The organism is Clostridium minihomine, assembly GCF_900240385.1.
GTDB lineage: Bacteria > Bacillota > Clostridia > Oscillospirales > Acutalibacteraceae > Faecalispora > Faecalispora minihomine.
Window position 1 is genome coordinate 36,943 of sequence record NZ_OEQH01000004.1, and the last position, 20,725, is coordinate 57,667.

Consider the following 20,725-nt stretch of genomic DNA (forward strand, 5'->3'; position numbering starts at 1 on the left):
CAGTTCTGGAAATTGCAAGACCACGTTCCGCTTCCGTCAAAATGCTCTTTGGCCTTTGTCAGTAAATTAACTAACCGTTTTCTTCCCACAAAAAAATGCCAAGTCAAACAAAAAGACGGGAACGCTGTGAAGCAATCCCGAAAAAATGTGACTGGAGCCCACATTGTACGGTCATTTCCCACAATATGAATCCATTTCCTTACTTTTTATATTATCTCTCATCAGCCTGTATTTGTCCAGTAGTTTTTTAAAAAATATGCCCCGATTTTGAATTTTTTTCTGCGCCTTCCAGCATTTTTGATAAAACTTCTAGATTTTTACATAAAAATGCTTCTTGTTTTTCCACAAAAAGCGGATCACAATCGGCAGCCATTTCGATAAGGTTCCGGTGCAGCAGAATTCCAGCACCGGTTCTAAGCTTGGGCACGATATCTTCTCTTTTAACAATATAATCATTATAACGGAAACAAATGCCATTGTCTATATTTTTTTATGCAGAATTGTTTTTTTTATGGTTTTTTCATTCTTTTTTCTTACTTTTCAGACAATTTGTGATAGAAAACCAAAAAATCAAAATTTCATTTCACCATTTTATTCCATTGCCAACACATCAGCCTTTTCTTAATTTCAAATTCAATGATGGGAAAAACCTTTTCTTGCAAAGCATTTTTAAAATCGATATAATAAAAAAACAAGACAAACCGAAAGGAAAAATGGACATGAAACAGTGGAAGATAGGGATATTAGGTACCGGCAACATCGCCGGAAAAATGGCAGATACCCTGCGGCAAATGCCTGAGGTATCTTTACACGCGGCAGCTGCCCGGGATCTTTCCCGCGCTCAGTCTTTTGCTGCAGAGTATGGTGCACAGAAAGCCTATGGCTCTTATGAAGAACTGGCAAAGGATCCGGAAATTGAATTAATATACATTGCCACACCCAATAACTACCACCGGGATCACGCCATGCTTTGTCTGCAAAACGGAAAACATGTCCTTTGCGAAAAACCCTTTACCGTAAATGAAACGGAGGCCACCGAGCTTTTTTCTTATGCCCGGCAGCAAAAGCTATTGATTACCGAAGCTCTTTGGACCCGCTATATGCCCCTGAGTGCACAGCTTTGCCAGCTTTTGCAAAACGGTATCATTGGCGAGCCCTATCTGCTTCAGGCCAGCATGAGCGCACTGGCCCCTTTGCCCCGCCTGAAAGATCCCAACCTGGGCGGGGGTGCCCTGTTGGATATCGGTGTTTACCTGCTGACTTTGGATGCACTGGTCTTTGGCCCTCACATTGAAAAAGTATCGTCCAGTGTCATTCAATCACCGGAAGGGATTGATATTCAAAGCTGTATTGCTCTGACACATCCCGGGCAGAAAATGTCGGTGCTCAACAGCACCATGCTTTCGGTCAGCGACCGCAAAGCCTGTGTCTTTGGCAGCAAAGGCCTTTTAACGATTCATAACATTAATAATATGGAAGTAATCGAGCATCTGGATCAAAACAGAGCGCTTGTTGCGCAATACCGGCGCCCAGAACAGATTTCCGGTCTGGAATATGAAGTGAGGTCTTGCCTTCATGCCATAGAAAACGGGCTTTTGGAATGCCCTGAAATGCCACACAGCGAAACGCTGCGGATTCTTCGCCTGATGGACTCTATCCGGCAGGAATGGGGAATTTGTTATCCCTGTGAAAAATAAATCCGGTTTTATGTTCTCTTTTTCTTGACAGCCGCCTGGCAGGGGTTTATAATAATCGCATCCTAAATGCAAGTGAATTTCATTTGCGAATAAATCTTTTACCTGGAGGTTTCACCATGAAAAAATGGCTGTCTGGAGTTATCAGCCTGAGCCTTTGTGCTTCTTTGCTGACCGGATGCTCTTTTGCCAGTAGCAGTTCTTCTGAAACGGGAGGTACCGCTTCCGAAGCTGCGGGGCAAAAGCTGAATGTGTACACCAGCTTTTACACTATGTATGATTTTGCCGGAAAAATCGGCGGGGACAAAATAACCGTTACCAATTTGGTTCCCCCGGGCACCGAGCCCCACGACTGGGAACCCACCCCCAATGATATTGTAGGGCTGGAAAAAGCAGACGTATTTGTCTATAACGGAGCAGGCATGGAACATTGGGTCGATGGTGTTCTGAACTCCCTGCAAAACAAAGATTTGGTTACAGTGGAAGCTTCTCACGGGATTTCCCTTTTGGAAGGCCACAGCCATGACGAGGACGAAGCGGAACATGAGGAAGAAGAAGAAGCACATTCCACCGATCCTCATGTGTGGCTGAGCCCGGTCAATGCCAAAAAAGAAATGGAATCCATCAAAAGCGCACTGGTACAAGCCGATCCGGACAACAAAGATTATTATGAAGCCAATTATGCCAAATACGCAGAAGAAGCTGACAAGCTGGATCAGGAATGGAAAGACATGACAGCTTCTCTGAAAAATAAAGATTTAATCGTTGCCCATCAGGCATTCGGATATCTTTGCCAGACTTATGGCCTGAATCAGGTGGCTATTGAAGGGCTTTCTCCCGATTCAGAACCAGACGCCGCCAGAATGGCCGAAATTATCGAGTTTGCCAAAGAGCGCAAAATCAATACTATTTTCTTTGAAGAACTGGTAAACCCCAAGGTAGCCGAAACCATTGCCAAAGCAACCGGCGCAAAGACAGCTGTACTTAGCCCCATTGAAGGGCTCAGTGAAGAGAGCCAGAACGCCGGGGATGAATATTTCTCTATTATGAGAAAAAATCTGCAAGCAGTAAAAGACGCTGACATTTCCTGACCCACGGGAAGCAAACGCGCCTGATCACCTGAAAGGAAAGGGACGAGCGGATGAACAGTATCCTGAAGGTAAAAAATTTAAGCTTTTCGTATGGCTCACAGCCTATTTTGTCCAACGTTAGTTTTTCCCTGAATCAAGGGGACTTTACGGCGATTATCGGGGTGAACGGCGCCGGGAAAAGCACTTTGATGAAATTGCTGTTGGGAGAACTCTACCCCCAGCAGGGGCAAATCCAACTGTTTGGACAAGACTTGGCGGAATTCCGGGATTGGCCTAAAATCGGCTATGTGCCGCAAAACGGATCCGCAGCCGGAGAAAATTTTCCGGCCACCGCAGAGGAGATCGTTAAGGCGAATTTATATTCCGAAATTGGATTTCTGCATTTTGCCGACAAAAGGCAGAAAGAAAAGGCCCGAAAAGCATTAGAAGCCGTGGATATGGGTGCTTATGCCAAGCGCATGCTCAGCGAACTTTCCGGCGGACAACAGCAGCGTGTGATGCTGGCCCGGGTTTTGGCCGGGAACCCCCGCATGATGCTGCTGGACGAACCCACCACCGGTGTGGATGCCCAAACCGTGCGTTCCTTATACGAGCTTTTGGCCAAGCTGAACCGGGAAACCGGGCTGTCGGTTGTGATGGTAACCCATGACATTGCCGGGGCTTTGGATTATGTCACCCGGGTTCTTTGTTTGGAAGAAGGCTCTTTGGTAGAGCTGAACCGCTCTCAAATGGCGGACGAACTAAGGCACCGCCATAAGCACCCCACATCCCATAACCACAAGGGCTGTGACGGTCATTCATTTTAATTCCTGAAATATTCCTGCCTTCCGCGGCGTTATTCCGGAGGGCAGGCATCTTCTTTTTTTGTTATTCAGCCACCGAAAGGAATGTTTCTCATGTCCATTTTGGATTACGAATTTATGCAAAGGGCTTTTCTTGTGGGCATTTTGCTGGCAGCCACGGTTCCCTGTATCGGCATTATTGTGGTGCTTAAGCGTCTGTCTATGATGGGGGATGCTCTTTCCCACACTTCTTTGGCGGGTGTTGCCGCCGGATTGGTGCTGGGCATTAACCCTGTTTTGGGCGCAATTGCCACTTGCATCGCCGCTGCGCTGGGCATTGAGGCCATTCGCAAGCGCATCCCCAAATACTCAGAACTTTCCATTGCCATCATTATGTCTGCCGGTATTGGCCTGGCAGGCGTTTTGTCCAGCTTTGTGAAAAGTGCGGCCAATTTTAACAGCTTTCTGTTCGGCAGCATTGTGGCTATCAGCGACTTTGAATTAATTCTGGTCTGCTGCATCAGCGCCGCAGTGCTTTTGTGCTTTCTGCTTTTGTACAAAGAGCTGTTTTTAATTGCACTGGATGAACGCACCGCCCGGCTGGCCGGTGTGCCGGTAAAAGCCGTCAATTTCGTGTTTACCATCTTAACCGCGGTAACTGTTTCTGTGGCGGCACGAACGGTGGGGGCTCTCATCGTATCTTCTTTGATGGTGATTCCGGTCACCTGCGCCATGCAAATCAGTAAAAGTTACCGCCAAACTGTTTTGTGGTCGATCTTTTTTGCCCTGTCCTTCACTGTTTCGGGACTATTCCTTTCGTATTATGCCAGACTGCGCCCCGGCGCAACGATTGTTTTGATCGGGGTAATCATTTTGATTTTGATTTTGCTGGTAAAATGGGCTGCATCCGGTAGAAAACGCAGCTTTCATAACGCCCCTTGACCTGCACAGGAGAAATGCATATGACAGATATCTATATTATTTCCGGCTTTTTAGGTGCCGGAAAAACCACCCTCATCCAGCATTTGCTGAAAAATGTACTGACTCCCGAAGAGACGGTAGTAATTGAAAACGACTTCGGCGAAATCAGCATGGACACCGCTTTGATTCAGTCCGGAGGATTTACGGTAAAAGAACTCAGTTCCGGCTGTATCTGCTGCAGCCTGACCGGGGATTTCATTCAGGCCATTCTGGAGGTAATCGGAGAATTAAAACCCAAGCAGATTATCATTGAGCCCTCCGGTGTGGGAAAGCTTTCTGACATTCAAGCCGCATGCCTCTCCCCCAAAATTTCTGCGGTTGCTTCCATCCGTCGGAAAATCACTGTGGCAGATGTGCTGCGGTGCAGCATGTATCTGGAAAACTTCGGCGAATTTTACGAAGATCAAATCCAACATGCCGACAGTATTCTGCTCAGCCGTGGGGAAAAACAGCCGGAACGGGCAAAACAAACTGCCCGGCAGCTGGCGGAAATCAACCCCCATGCAGAAATTTTCTCAGGCCTTTGGGAGGATTTGAATTTCCCCAAGCTGCTGGGGCTTTCTGTTCCCGACACAGAAACTGCCGGCTGTTCCTGCGTACATAGCCACAGTGGGCAGGAGGACTGCGGTCATACCCATCATCACCACGACTGCTGTGAACACGATTCTGCCGAAGGAAGAGAGCTTCACCATGGGGGTGAGCCTTGCCGCCATGATCACAGCGCACAGGATGCCTTTGACACCATTACCTTGGAACTGACCCGCACGGTGACCGAAGAGGAACTGGAAACGGCCTTTAAACAGGCGGAAGAACTGGGCTTCGGGCATATTCTGCGTGCCAAAGGAATCTTAAATACGCCCCAGGGCGCCGCTGCCGTGCAATATCTTCCCGGGGAGCTAAGCCTGACCCCTTGTTCTTTGGCCGCAGGCTCCTTATGCCTGATCGGCAGCAATTTTGATAGACAAGGGCTTTCTATGCTTTTGGGCAAGGGGGGATAATATGTCTGTTCCGGTTTATGTTGTCACCGGCTTTCTAGAATCCGGAAAAACCACTTTGCTGAATCACCTGTTTCAACAGGATACCAAGTCGGTGCGCCGAATGGTTATTCAATTTGAGTCGGGGATGGAACTTCTATCTGAAAAAGCCAAATGCGACGTGATGATTGTCCCCAAAAAAGTGCTGGAACAGGAACCAGAAAAGTCAGTTCGCCAGCTAAAACAGTATCTGGAGGAAAACCCTCTGGATGAAATTTGGGTGGAATGGAACGGCGTTGCCCCTTTATCAGAACTGTATGCCATTTTTCTGCACCGGGATTTGTCTGACCTTTGCCGTATTCAAAAAATTCTGCACATGGCAGATGCCGCCACCTTAGAGCAGCTTTTGGGCAGAACCGGTTCCGCTTTGCCGGAACAAATTGCATCCTGTGATTTTGTTGTGGCGCGGGGTATTTTTTCAGATTCCGAATTCCGCCGCCTGCGCCGCATGCTGCGGGAATTAAACCCGGGCGTTCCGCTTTTAGAGGATAATGCCCATGCCAGCATCCTGAATTTAACTTATCGAAAAAAGAAGAACCCCATAACGGTTTTCTCCATAGCGATTTTCGCCATGATTTCCGCTTATCTGGGGGCGGAATCTATATTTCAGCTGACTCAAACTCCGGTAAATACCGTAATCAATATTTTTTTGGGCATTATGCTTCAGGCCATTCCTTTTCTTCTGATCGGAGTTCTGATTTCCTCTGTAATTCAGGTATTGATCCCCCGCCAAACCATTGAACGGCGGTTCCCCAAAAATTTAGCTGGCGGCATGGCAGTGGCAGTTTTGGCTGGTTTTTGCCTTCCTGTCTGCGACTGCGCCTCCATTCCCATTTTTCGCAGTTTGGTCAAAAAGGGAATTCCATTGCCTGCTGCCGTCACCTTTATGGCAGCCGCTCCGGTCATTAACCCGGTGGTAATGCTCTCTACTTATTACGCCTTTAACGGCAATTGGTCTATTATGCTGGGCCGAGTGGGCATGGGAATCGTGGCTTCTGTTTTGATCGGCTTATGGTTTGCTTTGCGCCCTTCTCCGGTTTCGGTATTTTCGTCCGGATTTGACCGGGTGATGTGCAGCTGCGGCTGCTATGAAGGCGCAGAAAACGTGAACTCTCCCAAAGAAAAAATTTCGCTGATTCTGCGGCACTCTCAGGCCGAATTTTTCAGCGTGGCGAAATATCTGACCATCGGCGCATTTCTGGCGGCAGTGTTCCAAATTGCCGTGACCAATACGTTGATGATTCAAACACACACCGATTTTGCACTTTCTCTTGTGCTGATGATGGCTTTGGGCTTTCTGCTTTCTCTTTGCTCTTCTTCCGATGCGATTGTCGCCAGAAGCTTTGCGTCCCGTTTCCCCATAGAACCCATCATGGGCTTTTTGGTGTTCGGGCCGATGATGGACATCAAAAACGTATTGCTTTTATCCGGCGGGTTTTCCAAACGTTTTGTGGCCCGGCTGTTGACAGTCTGCTTTGCCGTCTGCTTTTTGGTGGTGTATGCCACGGCCCGCTTTGTAACAGGAGGTGGATGAAATGCCGGAACAAAAACGCATTTGGAATCCCCAAGCTCTTCTGGAATCTGCCTGCTGCCTTACTTTCGCTGTGATTCTCGGTTATCTGGTGATCAGCGGAGGATACCAGCAGTATGTGACCCCGAAAATGGTTCCTTATTTTTATTTTACCATTGCTGTCATGGTCATCTGGGCTATGAACGGGCTGTTTTACCGCAGCCGTTCCCGACAAAAAGTACGGGCGGCTCATTGCCTGACTTTGGCCATTCCCATTTTGCTGCTTTTGCTTCCCCATGCCCCGGTAACTTATTCTTCTTTGTCGTCGGGTTATCTGGGCGGTGACAGCATCACGGGCAACCCCTCTTCTTCCTCTGCCCAGCAAATCCCCGGGAAGAAAGAACCTGCCTATGGTTCAGAGCTTTCGGGTCTGGATGAGGCGAATAAAACCATCACTGTAACCGACAGCGAATTTTATCTGTGGATTACCAAGCTCTATGAATCGCCCGATCAATATGAGGGATACCAAATCAAAATGACCGGATCGGTTTTTCGGGACTCTTCTCAAATGCAGCAGAACGAATTTGTGCCTGCCCGGCTGATGATGACCTGCTGTGTTTCGGATTTGACACCGGTGGGGCTGTTGTGTCAGTATGACGGGACTGCCCAGCTGAAAACCGACAGCTGGGTCACTGTGGAAGGCACGGTATTTTATGCCGACTATGAAGGAATTAAGGAGCCACGAATCTCTGTATCCAGCATTACCCCTGCTCAAGAGGTTCCCGGTTACCTGTACCCCCTTTATTAATGAATCCACAAAAGATGGCAGACAGCGAATTAAAAGAAAAGCCTTACAGGTCAATTGACCTGTAAGGCTTTTTTCGGTAAGAAAGATTTTATAAAATTGGTTTGGTTATCCCACGATAATCCGGCCTTCCGGCATTACACAGGCGGCTTTGCTCACATGGCGTATGGAAACCGATAATCCCAGCGACACCAAGCCAACACGCCCGATAAACATGGCAACAATAAGCGCAACCAGCGAAACATCATCCAAAAGAGGCGTCAGGCTTGGGCTCATTCCAATGGTACTGAACGCCGCCACAGCCTCTTGCAAGGCCGCCATCGCGCCCACGTTAATATCCGCATTGCTCAGCAAAACCACACTGGTGGTGATAAACACAGTCAGAATTCCGCCGGTAAAGATTGTTAAAGCACGATACACCACAGCATGGCTGATCATCCGGTGCCGCAGCACGGTTTCTTCGCTGCCGCGCATTACGCTCAGAACCGTCGCAGCCAAAACCACCAGCGTTGTGGTTTTAATTCCGCCGCCGGTGGAACAAGGCGCCGCACCGATAAAGCTGAGAAGAAGTGAAATCAATGCGGTCAAATCCCCTTGTTTACTCACGTCCAAAGCCATAAACCCGGCGGTTCGGATGCTGTTGGACTGAAGCCATGCGGCGCTTAGCTTATGCATAAAATCAAAATCCCGCAGGCTGTTGTTATATTCCAGACCAAAAAACACAACGGCGCCGAAAATCAGCAAAACCGCCTCACTGATCAAAACCACAACCGAGTGAAAACTGAGCGGAGCAGGTTTTTCCCCTTTGAAGCGGCGGTGCAGCTTTGCATAATACACATCACTAATGACCACAAAGCCCAAACCGCCCACCAGCATCAGCAGATAAGTGGGAATCACCACCAAAGGATCCCCTGAATAAGGAATCAGGCTTTCATAGGGGTGCTGAAATCCCATGATATCAAACCCGGCATTACAGTAAGCGGAAACCGCCTGAAATACAGAAATCCAGATTCCATAAGCGCCAAACTGAGGGACAAACCGAATCATTAGAATCAAAGCGCCCACAGCTTCTGAAACAAAGGTCACCAGAAGAATCATGCGGATAAGCTGAGAAACATTCAGGTTTTCTCCCTGCAAATTTTCACGGGCCAGCGAAAGCTCTCGCAGCCCCAGCTTTTGCCGGAACAACAAAGCAAATCCGGTTGTAAATGTAATAATACCTAGGCCGCCCAGCTGAACCAACAGCAAAATGATTACCTGCCCCATCGCACTCCAATGCGTCCAGGTGTCAAACCGACTGAGCCCGGTAACGCAAACCGCAGACACCGATGTAAAAAAAGCATCCATCGCCCGCGTCCCTTGACCGCTGCGGGAACAAATCGGCAGCATCAGCAAAAAGCCGCCAATAATAATCAGAATCAAAAAGCTGATCACAACCATACGGACCGGCGGAGCAGTCCGCATTCTTTTGGTCAGAACCGTGCCAAAACTCATGGAAAACCTCTACACTTCTTTAAATCATCATTTCAAACCATAACTCGACGCTCCAAAAAACTTTTGGGCGGCACCCGTTTTTTCCAGCACAGCCGCCAAAGGCAAGCCCAACACCGCCAGAATCACCAATTGGCCCGCTCCTACCGAAAGTGCGGCAGCCAAAAATCCTGCCATCGAAAATCCCGATGGAAGAAAAAAGGCCAGCTCGGCACCCACCACTACTGCATTGCACAGCACCGGCGGCACGGCAGAAAGAACCGGCAATCCCCCCAGCCGAAAGCGGCGCAGCTGATAAGACATCACTGCGGCCAACAAGCTGGCGCCGGTGCCGCAAACAATATCCACCACACCAAAAGGACTGCCCAAATTAGAAAGCAGGCATCCTATTGCAAGCCCGGGAATCGCGGCCGGCGTAAACGCAGGCAGAATGGTCAGTGCTTCTGACAAGCGGAATTGCACCGGCCCATAAGCAAGCCCCATTGCGGATGACAGGATGGTCAATACCACATAAAAGGCGGCGATCATGGCACCCTGCACCAAAAAGACAGTGCGCCGGGAAACAGTTGTTTTCATTTTAAATTCCTCCGTAGTTTTATTTTAAGTCAGGATCTTGCGACTGACTATGTCCTGCCGGGACTAAATTTCAATGAGAAAACAAAGAGTTAGCCTTCCCATTTTTATTCTTTCCCTTAGGACATTAGAGTATAGAATACTCCTCTTTATTCAAAAAATCAAATGGATTTCCAGATTTTTTTAATGGAGTCTTTCTCCCAAAGCGTGCAGAAGCTTTTTCTGGTCTTTATTTTCGCATACCGCCACCACTTGATCGCCGGAATGCAGCACGGTGCGTCCGTTTGGAATCATCATTTGATCCCCCCGCAGAACCGACACAATCAACGTGTTTTCCGGCAAAGTAACATCCATCAGGCGAATTCCGTGCAAAGAGGTATCTTTGGGCAGCACCATGGTGCAAATGCCCGCCCTGCCTTTATTTAGCGTGGCCAAAAGATGCATCTCTGCCATATCCACTTCCTGCTCTATCATATTGGTAATGATTTCGGTGCTGGAAACCGCAATGTCGGCCCCCATCGTGCGCAGAACTTCTAGATTGCGGGGGTTGTTGGCCCGGACAATGACTTTTTTGGCTCCAAACTCCATTTTTGCCAGCTGAGCCGCCACCAGATTATCCTGATCGCTGCCGGTCACCGCAATAAAGGTATCTGCCTCTTTGGTTGCGGCCCCTTCCAGAATCGCTATCTCGGTGCCGTCCCCACAGATCACCTCAACCCCTAAGTCGTTGGCTATCTTGACGCATTTCGCATATTCTTTTTCAATCAGGCGCACCTGATATTTGCGATCCAGCATATTCCGGGCTACGTTATACCCCAGTTTTCCCCCACCCATTATTACGATTCTCATCACGATTCTCCTTTAGTCACTTACATGGGCAAAGACGATTTTTTCTCCTGCCTGAAGCACAATATCTTTTTTATGGTTGTACAGTTCCATTTGCAAATCCGAGTGGATCACTCCAAAAGGAACCTGTCCGCTTTCTGCAGGAACAGCAGAAATCCCTTTTCCATAGTATTCCTGAGTTACCTCTTTTACCTGAAATGTGACCGAAGCGGTTTCAAAGGTCATCTGAACCGGTTCCCAAGGGCAAGTCAGCACCGTATTCATCGCATCTGCCGCCAAATTGGTGGGGCACACGGTTCTCAGCCCAAAGCGATGAAACACACTTTCCCGCCGGGGGTCGGAAATACGAGCTACCACATTTTCCACCCCAAAAAAGCTGCGGACAATCTGCGCTACCGTAATGTTCAAATTATCATCCGGAGTCACCACCGCCACCGCGTCGCAGTTTTCTACCCCGGCTGCCTGAAGGACGCTTTGATCCATCGGCATTCCCGTTACCTTCACGCCACTGAAATCCTCAGGCAAGCGTATCAGATTTTCTTCCAGACTATCGATTACAGCCACATCGTGGCCTTCTTTGTCCAGCAAATCTGCCAGAGTAGAGCCGAGCCTGCCGCAGCCCACTACCAAAATGTTCAATCCAATTCCCTCCGGTTCTTCCGACAAATCATTACCTAAATAAATAACCGCCCCAGAGCAAAACGCAATTTGCGCTGCTGCTTGGGGCTTTTTTCTCAAAATTTACAGCACCATCATATCACCTTTGAGCCGATCTGTCCAGCGTCTTAATTGTTTTGTTTTCGTCCAGCTGTCACTGGGGTTTGGGATGTTCCAATAATTGCATTTTTCCCTTTTTTATAGTAAAATAATTGTAAGATTTTATCAAATTATGTTGATGCAGCAGAAGCGGAGGTTGCTGAAATGCAAGAAGAAAACCGGACCGGTCAGGGAACTGCGGAGTCTGCCGGGGGGACTTCTCCGGAAGACTATGTGTTTGCTTTGGATATTGGCACCCGAAGCATTATTGGAATCGTGGGCCTGCCCAGGGAAGAAAAGCTGGAAATTTGTGCTGTGGAAATTGCAGAGCACGAAAAGCGAGCGATGATTGACGGGCAGATAGAAGACATTCAGCAGGTCAGCCGAGTGGCGGGGAACGTAAAAAGTCAGCTGGAAGCCCGAATAGGTGCTCCCCTAAACCGGGTGTGCGTAGCCGCGGCCGGGCGGGCTCTGCGGACTCAAAAGGTGCATTATGAATTGTCGTTGCCAGAGCCGCAGGTAATTACCCATGAAATCATTTGCCGGCTGGAAGCCGGGGCAATTCAGCAGGCTGAAGAACGGTTTGCCCCTCAGGCCGGAGAAGAAGATCTGTCTGTGTTTTATCTGGTGGGGTATTCCGTCACCCGCTATACGCTGGACAATTATCCTCTGGCTAATTTGCTGGACCATCGGGGGCAAGTGCTGACTGCGGACGTGATTGCCACCTTTCTTCCCCGCGAGGTGGTAGACAGCCTTTATACCGCCATGCAAAAGTGCGGATTGGAAGTTTCCAGCCTGACGCTGGAGCCCATCGCGGCCATGAATGCAGCCATTCCCCAAAACTTGCGCCTGCTGAATCTGGCCTTGGTTGATATCGGCGCCGGCACCTCTGATATCGCTGTATCTAAAGATGGCGGTGTGGTGGGGTACACCATGGCCACCATTGCCGGGGATGAAATTACCGAAACCTTGATGAAGGAATATCTGGTGGATTTCACCACAGCAGAAAGAATGAAGCTGGAATTAGATCAAAGTGAACAAATTACATTTCAAGATATTTTAGGGTTGGAACAGCAGGTTCCCGTATCGCAGCTAAAAGAAAAAATTCAACCGGTGATGCGGCGCCTTGCCGAAGAAATTTGCCAGCAGATTTTGCAGGCAAACGGGGAACCCCCCAGTGCCGTGTTCTTGGTGGGCGGCGGCAGCAAGTTGCCGGGACTTTGCGCCTGCGTGGCAGAGCTGCTTCACCTCTCCCCCGCCAGAGTTGCACTGGGCGGCAAAAACTTTTCCAACTACTTAACACAAGCGGAACCCGAGCTGGCCAGCCCGGAATTTGCCACCCCTTTGGGCATTGCAGTTTCTTCCGCATTAAACCTTATCAGTGACAGCTTTACCATTTTATTAAACGGCAGCAATGCCAAGCTGTTCCGCAGCAACAGCCTTTCTGTTTTGGACGTGCTTTTGATGAACGGATACCGATATCATCAGATGATGAGCCGCTCCGGCAAAAGTCTGGTATATGAACTGGACGGAGAAAGCCAATCGGTATACGGCGGACACCCCACCTTAGCCAAAATTCAGCTAAATGGAAAAGAAGCCAGTCTTTCTGACACCGTGCGGGCCGGAGATTCCATTGTATTTCAGCCCGCTTTGCCCGGCGAAGATGCCCGAATCACGTTGGGGGAAGCCGCAGACCTAACGTCGCCGGGTTCGGTTTTTCTGCGGGGACAGGAATTTTCCCTGGGCACGATAGCCACGGTAAACGGCCTTCCCGGTGACCCGGCGCAGCTGCTGAACCCCCGAGATCGCATCCGCACCCGCCCGGTAAAAACACTGGAGCAGCTTTTATCCTTTGCCGGGGAACCCGAGGATATGGAATTTACCGTAAACGGCATTTCGGTTCCTCCCCACACTTTGCTGCACCCCGGCGATCAGATTCAGCCGCGGCCGCTCAATCCTGACCCACCCCAAAAAGAAACGCCCGCTGAACCACAGCTTCCTGCCGGAATGCCGCAGACAAACGATGCGGCTGCCTCGGAACCATTGCCGGAATCGGAAGCCACATCGGCACAGACGGACCCCCTGCTGCCTCACGAAGAAGACCCCAACCAGATTCCCGCAGGGATTTCAGAGCAGGTACAGGCTCTGCTGCAGCAGATTCTGCCGGAACCGCCGAGCGCGAACACAAGCCTTCCTCTCGTTTTACCGCAGGAACCGAGCCAAGATGCGGGAGAACCCGAACCGGAAACCAATTCGGATATTCCAGAAGAAGAGTCCCCTTCCGCCGAAAAACCGGCAGCTTCCCCAGAGCCGGAAGTTTCTTCCGCTGTACAAACCAGGTTTCCCATGCGGCTGACTTTGAATCACTCTTCGGTCACTTTAAAAGAAAAAACCGACCGTTCCCCTTACTGCCTGATTGATATGCTCAATCTGGTAAATATCGATTTGTCCACTCCTCACGGAAGTATCGTTTTGCGGATTAACGGGCGCGAAGCCGGATATCTGGATCCGCTGCAAGAGGGCGATCAAGTGGAAATCTATTGGGATGGGAAGACCCGTAACGCATAAAACAAAACCTCTTTTAAAAATCCCCTGCCATGAATCTATGGATTCTGACGGCTGGGGGTTTTTCGATCCATTTTTGAAGGGATACGCCAACAGGGAACGGTCTTTTCTTGCGATTTTAACATCTCTATCTTTCTTTTTTTAGGGATTATAGTGGTGTTTTTCTCCTTTTGATTGGTGTCCATACATTTTTCATGAAGAGAGATTGCGTTTTTTTGTATTTCTTCTGCTGTCGTATTCTATTGTAGTCCCCGAAAAAATTCGATATAATTTGAATCAAGATATTTAAAACCAGCGGCCTTTTCGCCGCTGAAGGGGGATAGAGGGATGGACGACTTACTGCTGCAAATTGTCATTATTTGTACCTGCACCTTTTTAGGAGGCTTCATTGATGCCATTTCGGGTGGGGGCGGGCTGATTACCCTGCCGGCTTATCTGGCCATCGGTCTGCCGCCGCATCTGGCAATGGGAACCAACAAGTTTTCTTCCACCGCCGGAACGCTGACCTCTACCATACGGTATTTCCGCGGTGGAAAAGTACACGTGCCCACCGCACTGGCTGCGGGAATAATGGCTTTAGCGGGAGCCGCGGGGGGCGCTCAGCTGAACCTGATCATGAATGAAAAATATTTGCGCTATCTTTTGTTGATGGTCTTGCCGGTTATCGCTTTTTTAACCTTAAAACCAAAAAAGAACAAAGAAGGCCAAGAGGAAAAACCCCCATTAAAGTCCCATATTATGATCCTTCTATCTTTGGGCATCGGCCTGAGCATCGGGACTTACGACGGCTTTTTTGGCCCCGGCACAGGTACTTTTCTGATTTTCCTGTTCACCGGCCTTACCCGGCTGGATCACACCACCGCATCAGGTAACGCAAAGGTAGTGAACCTTATGTCCAATATTTCTTCTTTGGCAACCTTTGCGCTGGCGGGGAAAGTCATCTATATTCTTGCAATTCCCGGCGCATTGTTCGGTGTTTTGGGAAATTATCTGGGTGCCGGCCTGGCACTTCGCTATAATGCCAAAATCATCCGCCCCATGCTGTTGGTTTCTTTGGTGCTTCTGTTCTGTAAGGTAGCCTATGACATGTTTCTTCCTGCATAATGCAAAATAGCACAATAAAAGTTTACAAGCAGAATAATTAGTGACTAAAATACTATTTGTATTATATTTTTTCTTTTATCACTGGTTTTCACACAGAGATTCGGCGAATCCGGCAAATATGATGTAAAAAGGAAATGCAAACTCAAGTATACAAAAGGAATAATATCCTATAAATAATACATTTTGTATTTAAAAATGCTTTTCTTTTTTGCTTTATTTGCAAAAATCCGAAAAGCTTGATGATTATGGTACGAGATTTAAAGAACAAAACAACTATAAAATGACAGAAATTTTGCTCAAACAAAATCAGTTGTATCCGGTTTTTATGCTTGCCTCCGGCTTTGCAAATTTTGTAGCTTTCAGTCCGATTGTATTTTGAAAAATGAGTGTTTACAAAAAAGAGAATTCCGTCGAAACTATACTCAATGTATTAATTAATACCAACTCGATTTTATCTATTGAGAACACTCGACGAATTTGGCTTGAAAGGCCAAAGAAATGATTTCATTTGACATGCTGACATTGAACTAATTTTACACTGCCTTGTTCCTTCTGTCACAAGAGAGTTCCTCGTCGAATCATTCCATTTTAGAACATTTTTATTTACAGAAAGGAAAACTATGTCTAAAAAATACTATTTGTATCAAGTTGACGCCTTTACCACCCAGCCTTTTCGCGGAAACCCAGCGGGTGTGGTTTTAAACGCAGAAGGATTAACGGAATCCCAGATGCTGGAAATCGCCCGGGAACTAAACAATTCCGAAACTGCTTTTGTATTTTCTTCCCCTTCACCTAATTATGATGTTCATGTGCGTTTTTTTACTCCAGCCCGTGAAGTTCCCATTTGCGGCCATGCCACCATTGCCACCCATTTTGTACGCACACTGGAACAAAATCTGACATCCGGGCGGGTGTTACAGAAAACCGGCGCAGGGATTCTTCCGGTAGAGATATTACGGGAAAAAGATGAAGTTCGCATTGTCATGACCCAAGGCAAATTGGAACTGGGCAAACCCTTTGATGACATTCTTTCTCGGGAACTTTGCGCTGCATTGCGCCTTCCCGCGGAACAGCTTCGGAAAGGATGGCCGATACAGGTGGCTTCCACCGGCTTTGGCAAGGTGATGGTACCGATTCAAAGCGAAGAAGTGCTGAATCGAATGGAACCGGATTGGGAAGCACTTTGCCGGCTCAGTGAAAAAACCGGCTGCAACGGTTACTATGTATTCACGCCCAACACCCAAAACACAGGGCATCTGTTCCGGGGCAGAATGTTTGCCCCCATCAGCGGCGTTCGGGAAGATCCCGTCACCGGGAACGCCAACGGGCCTTTGGGCGGTTATCTGGTGCATCATAAGCTGGCAGAGCCTGAAGATGGCTTTCTTCGCTTTTCTGCTTTGCAGGGGGAAGCAATGGGTCGGGCCGGAACCATCGGTGTAGAAGTGCGCGTGGAAAAAGGCGAACCGACAGAAATTAAAATCTCCGGTCAGGCGGTCATTGTATTCCGCACAGAACTGGAGCTGTGAGCAAACCCGCTTTCACCCAATCTCTGCAAACACCAGCCGTAAAAGCCCGGTTTGTCTTCTTCTGTGAAGTTGGGAAAGAAATAAAAAGATTGCGCTATGGATTAGTTGCTTCTCTATAAGTGATTAAAATTCATCCTTTTTTGCGCAGCTGGTTTTTAAAATACGATTACAAATAAAATAGAAAGCCCCCGTAATTTACGGGGGCTTTTGTTTCATTAATATCGATTTCTATAATACTTATCATTGAGCAGCCGCTTCTTTTTGGAAGGGAACGGGCGGCGGCGATAGCGCTTTCGGCCCGGCCCACCTGGGGGCGGGCGACGCAAAGTGCTGAGAAGAACAATCACTACTATTAGGATTCCCAGGCCAATCAGCAACCAGGAAACAATTCCCCACCAGTTAAGGGATTTTGTGGTGGTAACCTCTACCCCAGAGCCAATCAGGTTTTCCACCTCGCTGACCGAACCCACAGGCGGCAGCGAAATTGCAGGTGAAGAAGCCCCGGAAATATTCTCAAACTCTCCTAATACACCGCTGGAAGCCTCAGAAGAGGAGGACGGCAGAATCGTTCTGGATGATGCCCGAGAGGACGAAACCGATGCCCGGGAAGAAGATGCTGTTCTGGAAGAGGACGAAGCTGCTGCGGAAGAAACCGGGGGAACAATTACCGGAACTTCTGACGACTGGGGGGCAGCACTGGAAGACGGCGCAGTGGATTCCGGTTCGGTGCGGGAACTGACAGGCGCTTCGCTGTGGCTCGAAACCGGCTCGTCCACTCCTGACGGCCCGTCCGTCACAGCTAAAACGCTGGTACCGGTGACGAAAAAACCCAATATCAGCGCCAGCAATGGCGTTATCATCCATTTCTTACTGTACATGCATAATTCCTCCATCAATCATTCGCCGGTTCCTTCCGCCCCAAAACACAAAAAACCCAAGCAGTCGACGTTATATTGCGATGTCAGTATAACAAAAATCATCACAAAAAGCAATCGTTCGCGCTATTTGTAAGTGTTTTGTAATGGAATCTGTTCCAGCAGTTCATTCCCCTTTTCCAAAGCGGTAATGGCAGCATTTTCCACCCGGCGAAACCATTGATCTGCCTGTGTAATATCCCATTCCCTTTCCAGCCCCATGGCGTTGATGTGCAGGCTGGTTTTTTCCTGCGCTACCTCCACCAAGATCATAGGATCTTTGCGGCCAAAGCCCACCCGGGCGGTGTGATAATCCACCGTCACCATTCCGCAAACCAGCAGAATCAGGCAGCCGGTGGCCGCAAACGACGCCAAAAAGCACCGTGTGTTTCGTGATAGCTTCACCTTTTAACTTCCTCTCAAATCCAATTCCTTTTTATTGCAGCTCCAAAAGCGACTTAACAAGCGCTTTTCCAAATAATTCCCCGGAATAAATTGCTTCATCCAACGTATTTACTTCTGTTCCCACTTCTACCAGAAGGGAACCTTTGGTCATATTTAAATTGTATTTTCTTGGGCAAAAGTTCAGCGGACGGGCCAGGCCGGGATACAATTCTGACAGCTGCTTCTGCACGCGAACACCCAATCGAAGATTATACTCCCAGTCCGGGAACCCCAAAGAACCGTCGTCGTCACATCCAGACAAAATCATCACCTGTGCTGCTTTTTTGCCGTCCACCGTGGCGGTGGGTTTCAGTCTTGTTCCGCTGTTGGTCACCATTGCATCCCGGTGAATATCCAAAGTGACCTGAATGGTGGGGTATTGTTTCAGATTTTTAGAAATAGTCTGGGCCGACCGGGCATAAGAACCGTTATAAGCCGGATAATCATGCAAAGCGGTGTCGTGGATGACACCGATGCCCGCCGCTTTGAGCTGAGCCTCGATGGCGTTCCCCACCATCACCACATTGCGGGTATTATCCGTGCTTCTGCTTTCTGCATTGGCGGGCAGATTCGTCATTTCTTTCAGCAGGTATGCCTCAGTGGTATGAGTATGGTAAATCAGAACCTGAGGCGTGCCGTCTGTCTTTATTTTGACCGCCGGTTGTTTGTCTAATTCAGCTTTAATGTCTACCGAATGATTTTTATTGGTATTTTTTACAAAGATATTCTGAAACTGTACCCCGGAATTTTGAATGCTTAGTTCCTGAATGGCTGCCCCCGAACCGCCCGTATAGGGCGACGGGGTATTGGAAGGCGGGGATGCGGAAGAATCGGCGCCCTGGCCGGAAGAAGCATCCGGTTCCTTTCCGGCGCTGGATGTGCCGGAAGAACTGGAGGATTCCTCTGGTAAAACATGTTCGCCTTCCTGTGTTTCTTCCCCATCAAAGCCTGTACGTAAAAGCTGCGCTGCCCCGTCCGGCATAATAAAACCGGCCGCCGCCAGCGCCGCAGTCTCTCCCTGTGCCAAAACCTGCGGGCCAAGACGCACGGCAAAGCAGGCAACGGAGATAACCGTTACCGCCAAAGCCGCCGCTCCGCGCAGCACAGAGCATCCATTTTTTTGTTTCCTTTTCAGACTAATTATTTTCATAGACTTCTCCCCAAACAGATTATTATATGGGTATGCACCACATCTTGGGGATATACATGAAGACAAGCAGTCAAAATTCCTTGTAAACGGCTTTATTGAGCAGTCAGCATCGTCAGGTCTTCTACTGATAAACTGGGGTTCAGTGCCCGGTTAATGCCCATGGCCAGCATCCGCGCTGCTCTTGCTACCAACAAGTCAATTTCGCGGGGCGTAACCACCATTCTGGCGCCGCGGGGCGTCAGTTTTTCCCCGCTTTGCTCCGTTTTAAGGCGGTCGCCGCCAAACAGATCCAATGCCAGCGTTTCCACATCCACCACAGTGGGCACACCGATGCTGACAACAGGAACCCCCATTGTTTCCTCATTAATTCTTGGCCGTCGGTTCCCCACCCCTTCTCCGGGTGAAATCCCGGTATCGCTCAGCTGCACCGTACACCCCAGCCGGGCCAAGCTGCGGGCTGCTAAGGCATCAATTACCACAATAGCACAAGGTTTTAGCTGCCGGCAGATCCCCTGCAAAAACTCTGCTGTTTCCAAACCGGTATTGCCCAAAACCCCCGGCGCAATCACAGCCGCACCCCGCAGGCCGGTCAAACCGGTTACCCTTGCCAGTTCCCCTTTAATATGGCGGGTTGCCAACACCATTCCCGTTGTTTGTGGGCCAAGGGCGTCCGGAGTAATCTGCCGGTTGCCCAACCCAGCCACCAGAACCAGCCCTTCTTCGGGCAAAAGCTTTGCGATCTCTTTTCGCAAAAGTTCCTGACACTCGTCCTCCAAATCGACGGTGTCAGAAATTGGGGGCATTTCGAGCGTAACATACGTGCCGATTTCTTTGTTTAACTGGCGGGCAGCCTCCGGCTCCTCTACCCGAATTCTTGTAATGCGGCAACTGCCATGCTGCTCTTCCGACTGGGTGATTCCCTGAAACGGGCGTGTAACCGATTCTTTTGCTTCTATGGCCAAATCTGTGCGAAAAATCATTGCATTTTCCCCTTTCTTGTGATATACTCATTGAGTTATTAAGGTTTTGCGAGAATCAAGAAAAAAATCTTGCATTTTTTATTTTTTTGTGTTAAGATTTCTGTTATATGACAGATGCGTCAAAGGAGGTGTGACTATGCCGAATATTAAATCAGCCAAGAAGCGCGTAAAGGTAATTGCGACAAAAACTCTTCAGAATAAAGCAATCAATTCTGCTTTGAAAACAGAGATTAAAAAGGCTAACCTTGCTCTCGAGAATCAGGCTGAGGACAAGGCGGAGGCTGTTCGTATTGCGATAAAGAAGATTGACCAAGCTGCTGCTAAAGGAATCCTTCACAAGAAAACCGCCGCCAGAAGGAAGTCTGCCCTTGCCCAGAAGCTGAACGCAGCAAGCGCATCTTAATAAAGATCGGATAAGCTGTATCTTTGTAGCCAAAAGCAGAGCATGTTGCTCTGCTTTTTTCTATTTAAAACAACTT

20 protein-coding genes are annotated in these 20,725 nt (G+C 48.7%); 12 read left to right on the top strand and 8 right to left on the bottom strand.

Going from position 1 to position 20,725, the window contains the following annotated elements; all coding sequences use genetic code 11:
* Positions 1-247: 247 nt before the first annotated feature.
* The gene (locus C1A02_RS13860) at positions 248-373 is read right to left on the bottom strand and encodes a hypothetical protein (protein WP_279385506.1); all 126 of its coding nucleotides are present in this window, start codon (positions 371-373) and stop codon (positions 248-250) included.
* Between the two features lie 346 nt (positions 374-719).
* Here C1A02_RS13860 and C1A02_RS09840 point away from each other — a divergent pair, with 346 nt between their 5' ends.
* From C1A02_RS09840 to C1A02_RS09870, 7 genes are all read left to right on the top strand, one after another.
* Positions 720-1,697, top strand: coding sequence for a Gfo/Idh/MocA family protein (locus tag C1A02_RS09840; RefSeq protein WP_101698320.1), 978 nt, complete (start codon positions 720-722; stop codon positions 1,695-1,697).
* Between the two features lie 116 nt (positions 1,698-1,813).
* Positions 1,814-2,785: a metal ABC transporter substrate-binding protein gene (locus C1A02_RS09845; RefSeq protein WP_101698060.1), complete on the top strand. Its 972-nt coding sequence runs from the start codon at positions 1,814-1,816 to the stop codon at positions 2,783-2,785.
* Positions 2,786-2,835: 50 nt separating this feature from the next.
* On the top strand, positions 2,836-3,591 hold the full coding sequence (locus C1A02_RS09850; protein ID WP_101698061.1) for a metal ABC transporter ATP-binding protein: 756 nt from the start codon (positions 2,836-2,838) through the stop codon (positions 3,589-3,591).
* 81 nt (positions 3,592-3,672) lie between these two features.
* The gene (locus C1A02_RS09855) at positions 3,673-4,509 is read left to right on the top strand and encodes a metal ABC transporter permease (protein WP_370737800.1); all 837 of its coding nucleotides are present in this window, start codon (positions 3,673-3,675) and stop codon (positions 4,507-4,509) included.
* 20 nt (positions 4,510-4,529) lie between these two features.
* Positions 4,530-5,546, top strand: coding sequence for a CobW family GTP-binding protein (locus C1A02_RS09860; protein ID WP_101698063.1), 1,017 nt, complete (start codon positions 4,530-4,532; stop codon positions 5,544-5,546).
* Position 5,547: 1 nt separating this feature from the next.
* A complete protein-coding gene (locus C1A02_RS09865; protein WP_101698064.1) occupies positions 5,548-7,116 on the top strand; it encodes a permease in 1,569 nt (522 codons plus the stop codon).
* Position 7,117: 1 nt separating this feature from the next.
* Positions 7,118-7,900, top strand: a complete 783-nt coding sequence (locus C1A02_RS09870) for a TIGR03943 family putative permease subunit (RefSeq protein ID WP_101698065.1) — start codon at positions 7,118-7,120, stop codon at positions 7,898-7,900.
* 105 nt (positions 7,901-8,005) lie between these two features.
* Here the strand turns inward: C1A02_RS09870 and C1A02_RS09875 are convergent, their stop codons facing one another.
* From C1A02_RS09875 to C1A02_RS09890, 4 genes are all read right to left on the bottom strand, one after another.
* Entirely contained in the window at positions 8,006-9,391 is a 1,386-nt protein-coding gene (locus C1A02_RS09875) for a TrkH family potassium uptake protein (RefSeq protein WP_101698066.1), read from the bottom strand.
* A gap of 27 nt (positions 9,392-9,418) precedes the next feature.
* Positions 9,419-9,964: a QueT transporter family protein gene (locus tag C1A02_RS09880; RefSeq protein WP_101698067.1), complete on the bottom strand. Its 546-nt coding sequence runs from the start codon at positions 9,962-9,964 to the stop codon at positions 9,419-9,421.
* 180 nt (positions 9,965-10,144) lie between these two features.
* Entirely contained in the window at positions 10,145-10,810 is a 666-nt protein-coding gene (locus C1A02_RS09885) for a potassium channel family protein (protein WP_101698068.1), read from the bottom strand.
* Positions 10,811-10,822: 12 nt separating this feature from the next.
* Complete coding sequence (locus C1A02_RS09890; RefSeq protein WP_101698321.1) at positions 10,823-11,446, bottom strand: potassium channel family protein; 624 nt, start codon at positions 11,444-11,446, stop codon at positions 10,823-10,825.
* Positions 11,447-11,728: 282 nt separating this feature from the next.
* Between C1A02_RS09890 and C1A02_RS09895 the strand changes: the two genes are divergently transcribed.
* The 4 genes from C1A02_RS09895 to C1A02_RS09910 all read left to right on the top strand — a co-directional run bounded on the left by C1A02_RS09895 (position 11,729) and on the right by C1A02_RS09910 (position 17,769).
* A complete protein-coding gene (locus C1A02_RS09895) occupies positions 11,729-14,131 on the top strand; it encodes a cell division protein FtsA (RefSeq protein WP_101698069.1) in 2,403 nt (800 codons plus the stop codon).
* A 324-nt stretch (positions 14,132-14,455) separates the two neighbouring features.
* On the top strand, positions 14,456-15,232 hold the full coding sequence (locus C1A02_RS09900; RefSeq protein ID WP_101698070.1) for a sulfite exporter TauE/SafE family protein: 777 nt from the start codon (positions 14,456-14,458) through the stop codon (positions 15,230-15,232).
* A gap of 620 nt (positions 15,233-15,852) precedes the next feature.
* Positions 15,853-16,758 (top strand): PhzF family isomerase, encoded by a 906-nt coding sequence (locus tag C1A02_RS09905; RefSeq protein ID WP_101698071.1) that lies wholly within the window; start codon positions 15,853-15,855, stop codon positions 16,756-16,758.
* 327 nt (positions 16,759-17,085) lie between these two features.
* Positions 17,086-17,769: a hypothetical protein gene (locus tag C1A02_RS09910; protein ID WP_129588160.1), complete on the top strand. Its 684-nt coding sequence runs from the start codon at positions 17,086-17,088 to the stop codon at positions 17,767-17,769.
* Here the strand turns inward: C1A02_RS09910 and C1A02_RS09915 are convergent.
* The 3 genes from C1A02_RS09915 to gpr all read right to left on the bottom strand — a co-directional run bounded on the left by C1A02_RS09915 (position 17,760) and on the right by gpr (position 20,246).
* Positions 17,760-18,077: a hypothetical protein gene (locus C1A02_RS09915; RefSeq protein ID WP_101698073.1), complete on the bottom strand. Its 318-nt coding sequence runs from the start codon at positions 18,075-18,077 to the stop codon at positions 17,760-17,762. The genes C1A02_RS09910 and C1A02_RS09915 overlap by 10 nt on opposite strands.
* Positions 18,078-18,108: 31 nt before the next feature.
* Positions 18,109-19,266, bottom strand: coding sequence for a stage II sporulation protein P (spoIIP, locus tag C1A02_RS09920; protein WP_101698074.1), 1,158 nt, complete (start codon positions 19,264-19,266; stop codon positions 18,109-18,111).
* 92 nt (positions 19,267-19,358) lie between these two features.
* Positions 19,359-20,246, bottom strand: a complete 888-nt coding sequence (gene gpr, locus C1A02_RS09925) for a GPR endopeptidase (RefSeq protein WP_101698075.1) — start codon at positions 20,244-20,246, stop codon at positions 19,359-19,361.
* A gap of 136 nt (positions 20,247-20,382) precedes the next feature.
* Here gpr and rpsT point away from each other — a divergent pair, with 136 nt between their 5' ends.
* Positions 20,383-20,649, top strand: coding sequence for a 30S ribosomal protein S20 (gene rpsT / locus C1A02_RS09930; RefSeq protein WP_101698076.1), 267 nt, complete (start codon positions 20,383-20,385; stop codon positions 20,647-20,649).
* Positions 20,650-20,725 lie beyond the last annotated feature (76 nt).

Excerpts from the sequence above, each read along its gene's own strand:
- C1A02_RS13860 (WP_279385506.1), bottom strand. The coding sequence starts at position 373 with ATGGCTGCCGATTGTGATCCGCTTTTTGTGGAAAAACAAGAAGCATTT.
- C1A02_RS09880 (WP_101698067.1), bottom strand. The coding sequence starts at position 9,964 with ATGAAAACAACTGTTTCCCGGCGCACTGTCTTTTTGGTGCAGGGTGCC.
- C1A02_RS09850 (WP_101698061.1), top strand. The coding sequence starts at position 2,836 with ATGAACAGTATCCTGAAGGTAAAAAATTTAAGCTTTTCGTATGGCTCA.
- C1A02_RS09860 (WP_101698063.1), top strand. The coding sequence starts at position 4,530 with ATGACAGATATCTATATTATTTCCGGCTTTTTAGGTGCCGGAAAAACC.
- C1A02_RS09875 (WP_101698066.1), bottom strand. The coding sequence starts at position 9,391 with ATGAGTTTTGGCACGGTTCTGACCAAAAGAATGCGGACTGCTCCGCCG.
- C1A02_RS09895 (WP_101698069.1), top strand. The coding sequence starts at position 11,729 with ATGCAAGAAGAAAACCGGACCGGTCAGGGAACTGCGGAGTCTGCCGGG.
- C1A02_RS09855 (WP_370737800.1), top strand. The coding sequence starts at position 3,673 with ATGTTTCTCATGTCCATTTTGGATTACGAATTTATGCAAAGGGCTTTT.
- rpsT (WP_101698076.1), top strand. The coding sequence starts at position 20,383 with ATGCCGAATATTAAATCAGCCAAGAAGCGCGTAAAGGTAATTGCGACA.
- C1A02_RS09885 (WP_101698068.1), bottom strand. The coding sequence starts at position 10,810 with ATGAGAATCGTAATAATGGGTGGGGGAAAACTGGGGTATAACGTAGCC.
- C1A02_RS09905 (WP_101698071.1), top strand. The coding sequence starts at position 15,853 with ATGTCTAAAAAATACTATTTGTATCAAGTTGACGCCTTTACCACCCAG.
- C1A02_RS09865 (WP_101698064.1), top strand. The coding sequence starts at position 5,548 with ATGTCTGTTCCGGTTTATGTTGTCACCGGCTTTCTAGAATCCGGAAAA.
- spoIIP (WP_101698074.1), bottom strand. The coding sequence starts at position 19,266 with ATGAAAATAATTAGTCTGAAAAGGAAACAAAAAAATGGATGCTCTGTG.
- C1A02_RS09900 (WP_101698070.1), top strand. The coding sequence starts at position 14,456 with ATGGACGACTTACTGCTGCAAATTGTCATTATTTGTACCTGCACCTTT.
- C1A02_RS09870 (WP_101698065.1), top strand. The coding sequence starts at position 7,118 with ATGCCGGAACAAAAACGCATTTGGAATCCCCAAGCTCTTCTGGAATCT.
- gpr (WP_101698075.1), bottom strand. The coding sequence starts at position 20,246 with ATGATTTTTCGCACAGATTTGGCCATAGAAGCAAAAGAATCGGTTACA.
- C1A02_RS09840 (WP_101698320.1), top strand. The coding sequence starts at position 720 with ATGAAACAGTGGAAGATAGGGATATTAGGTACCGGCAACATCGCCGGA.
- C1A02_RS09845 (WP_101698060.1), top strand. The coding sequence starts at position 1,814 with ATGAAAAAATGGCTGTCTGGAGTTATCAGCCTGAGCCTTTGTGCTTCT.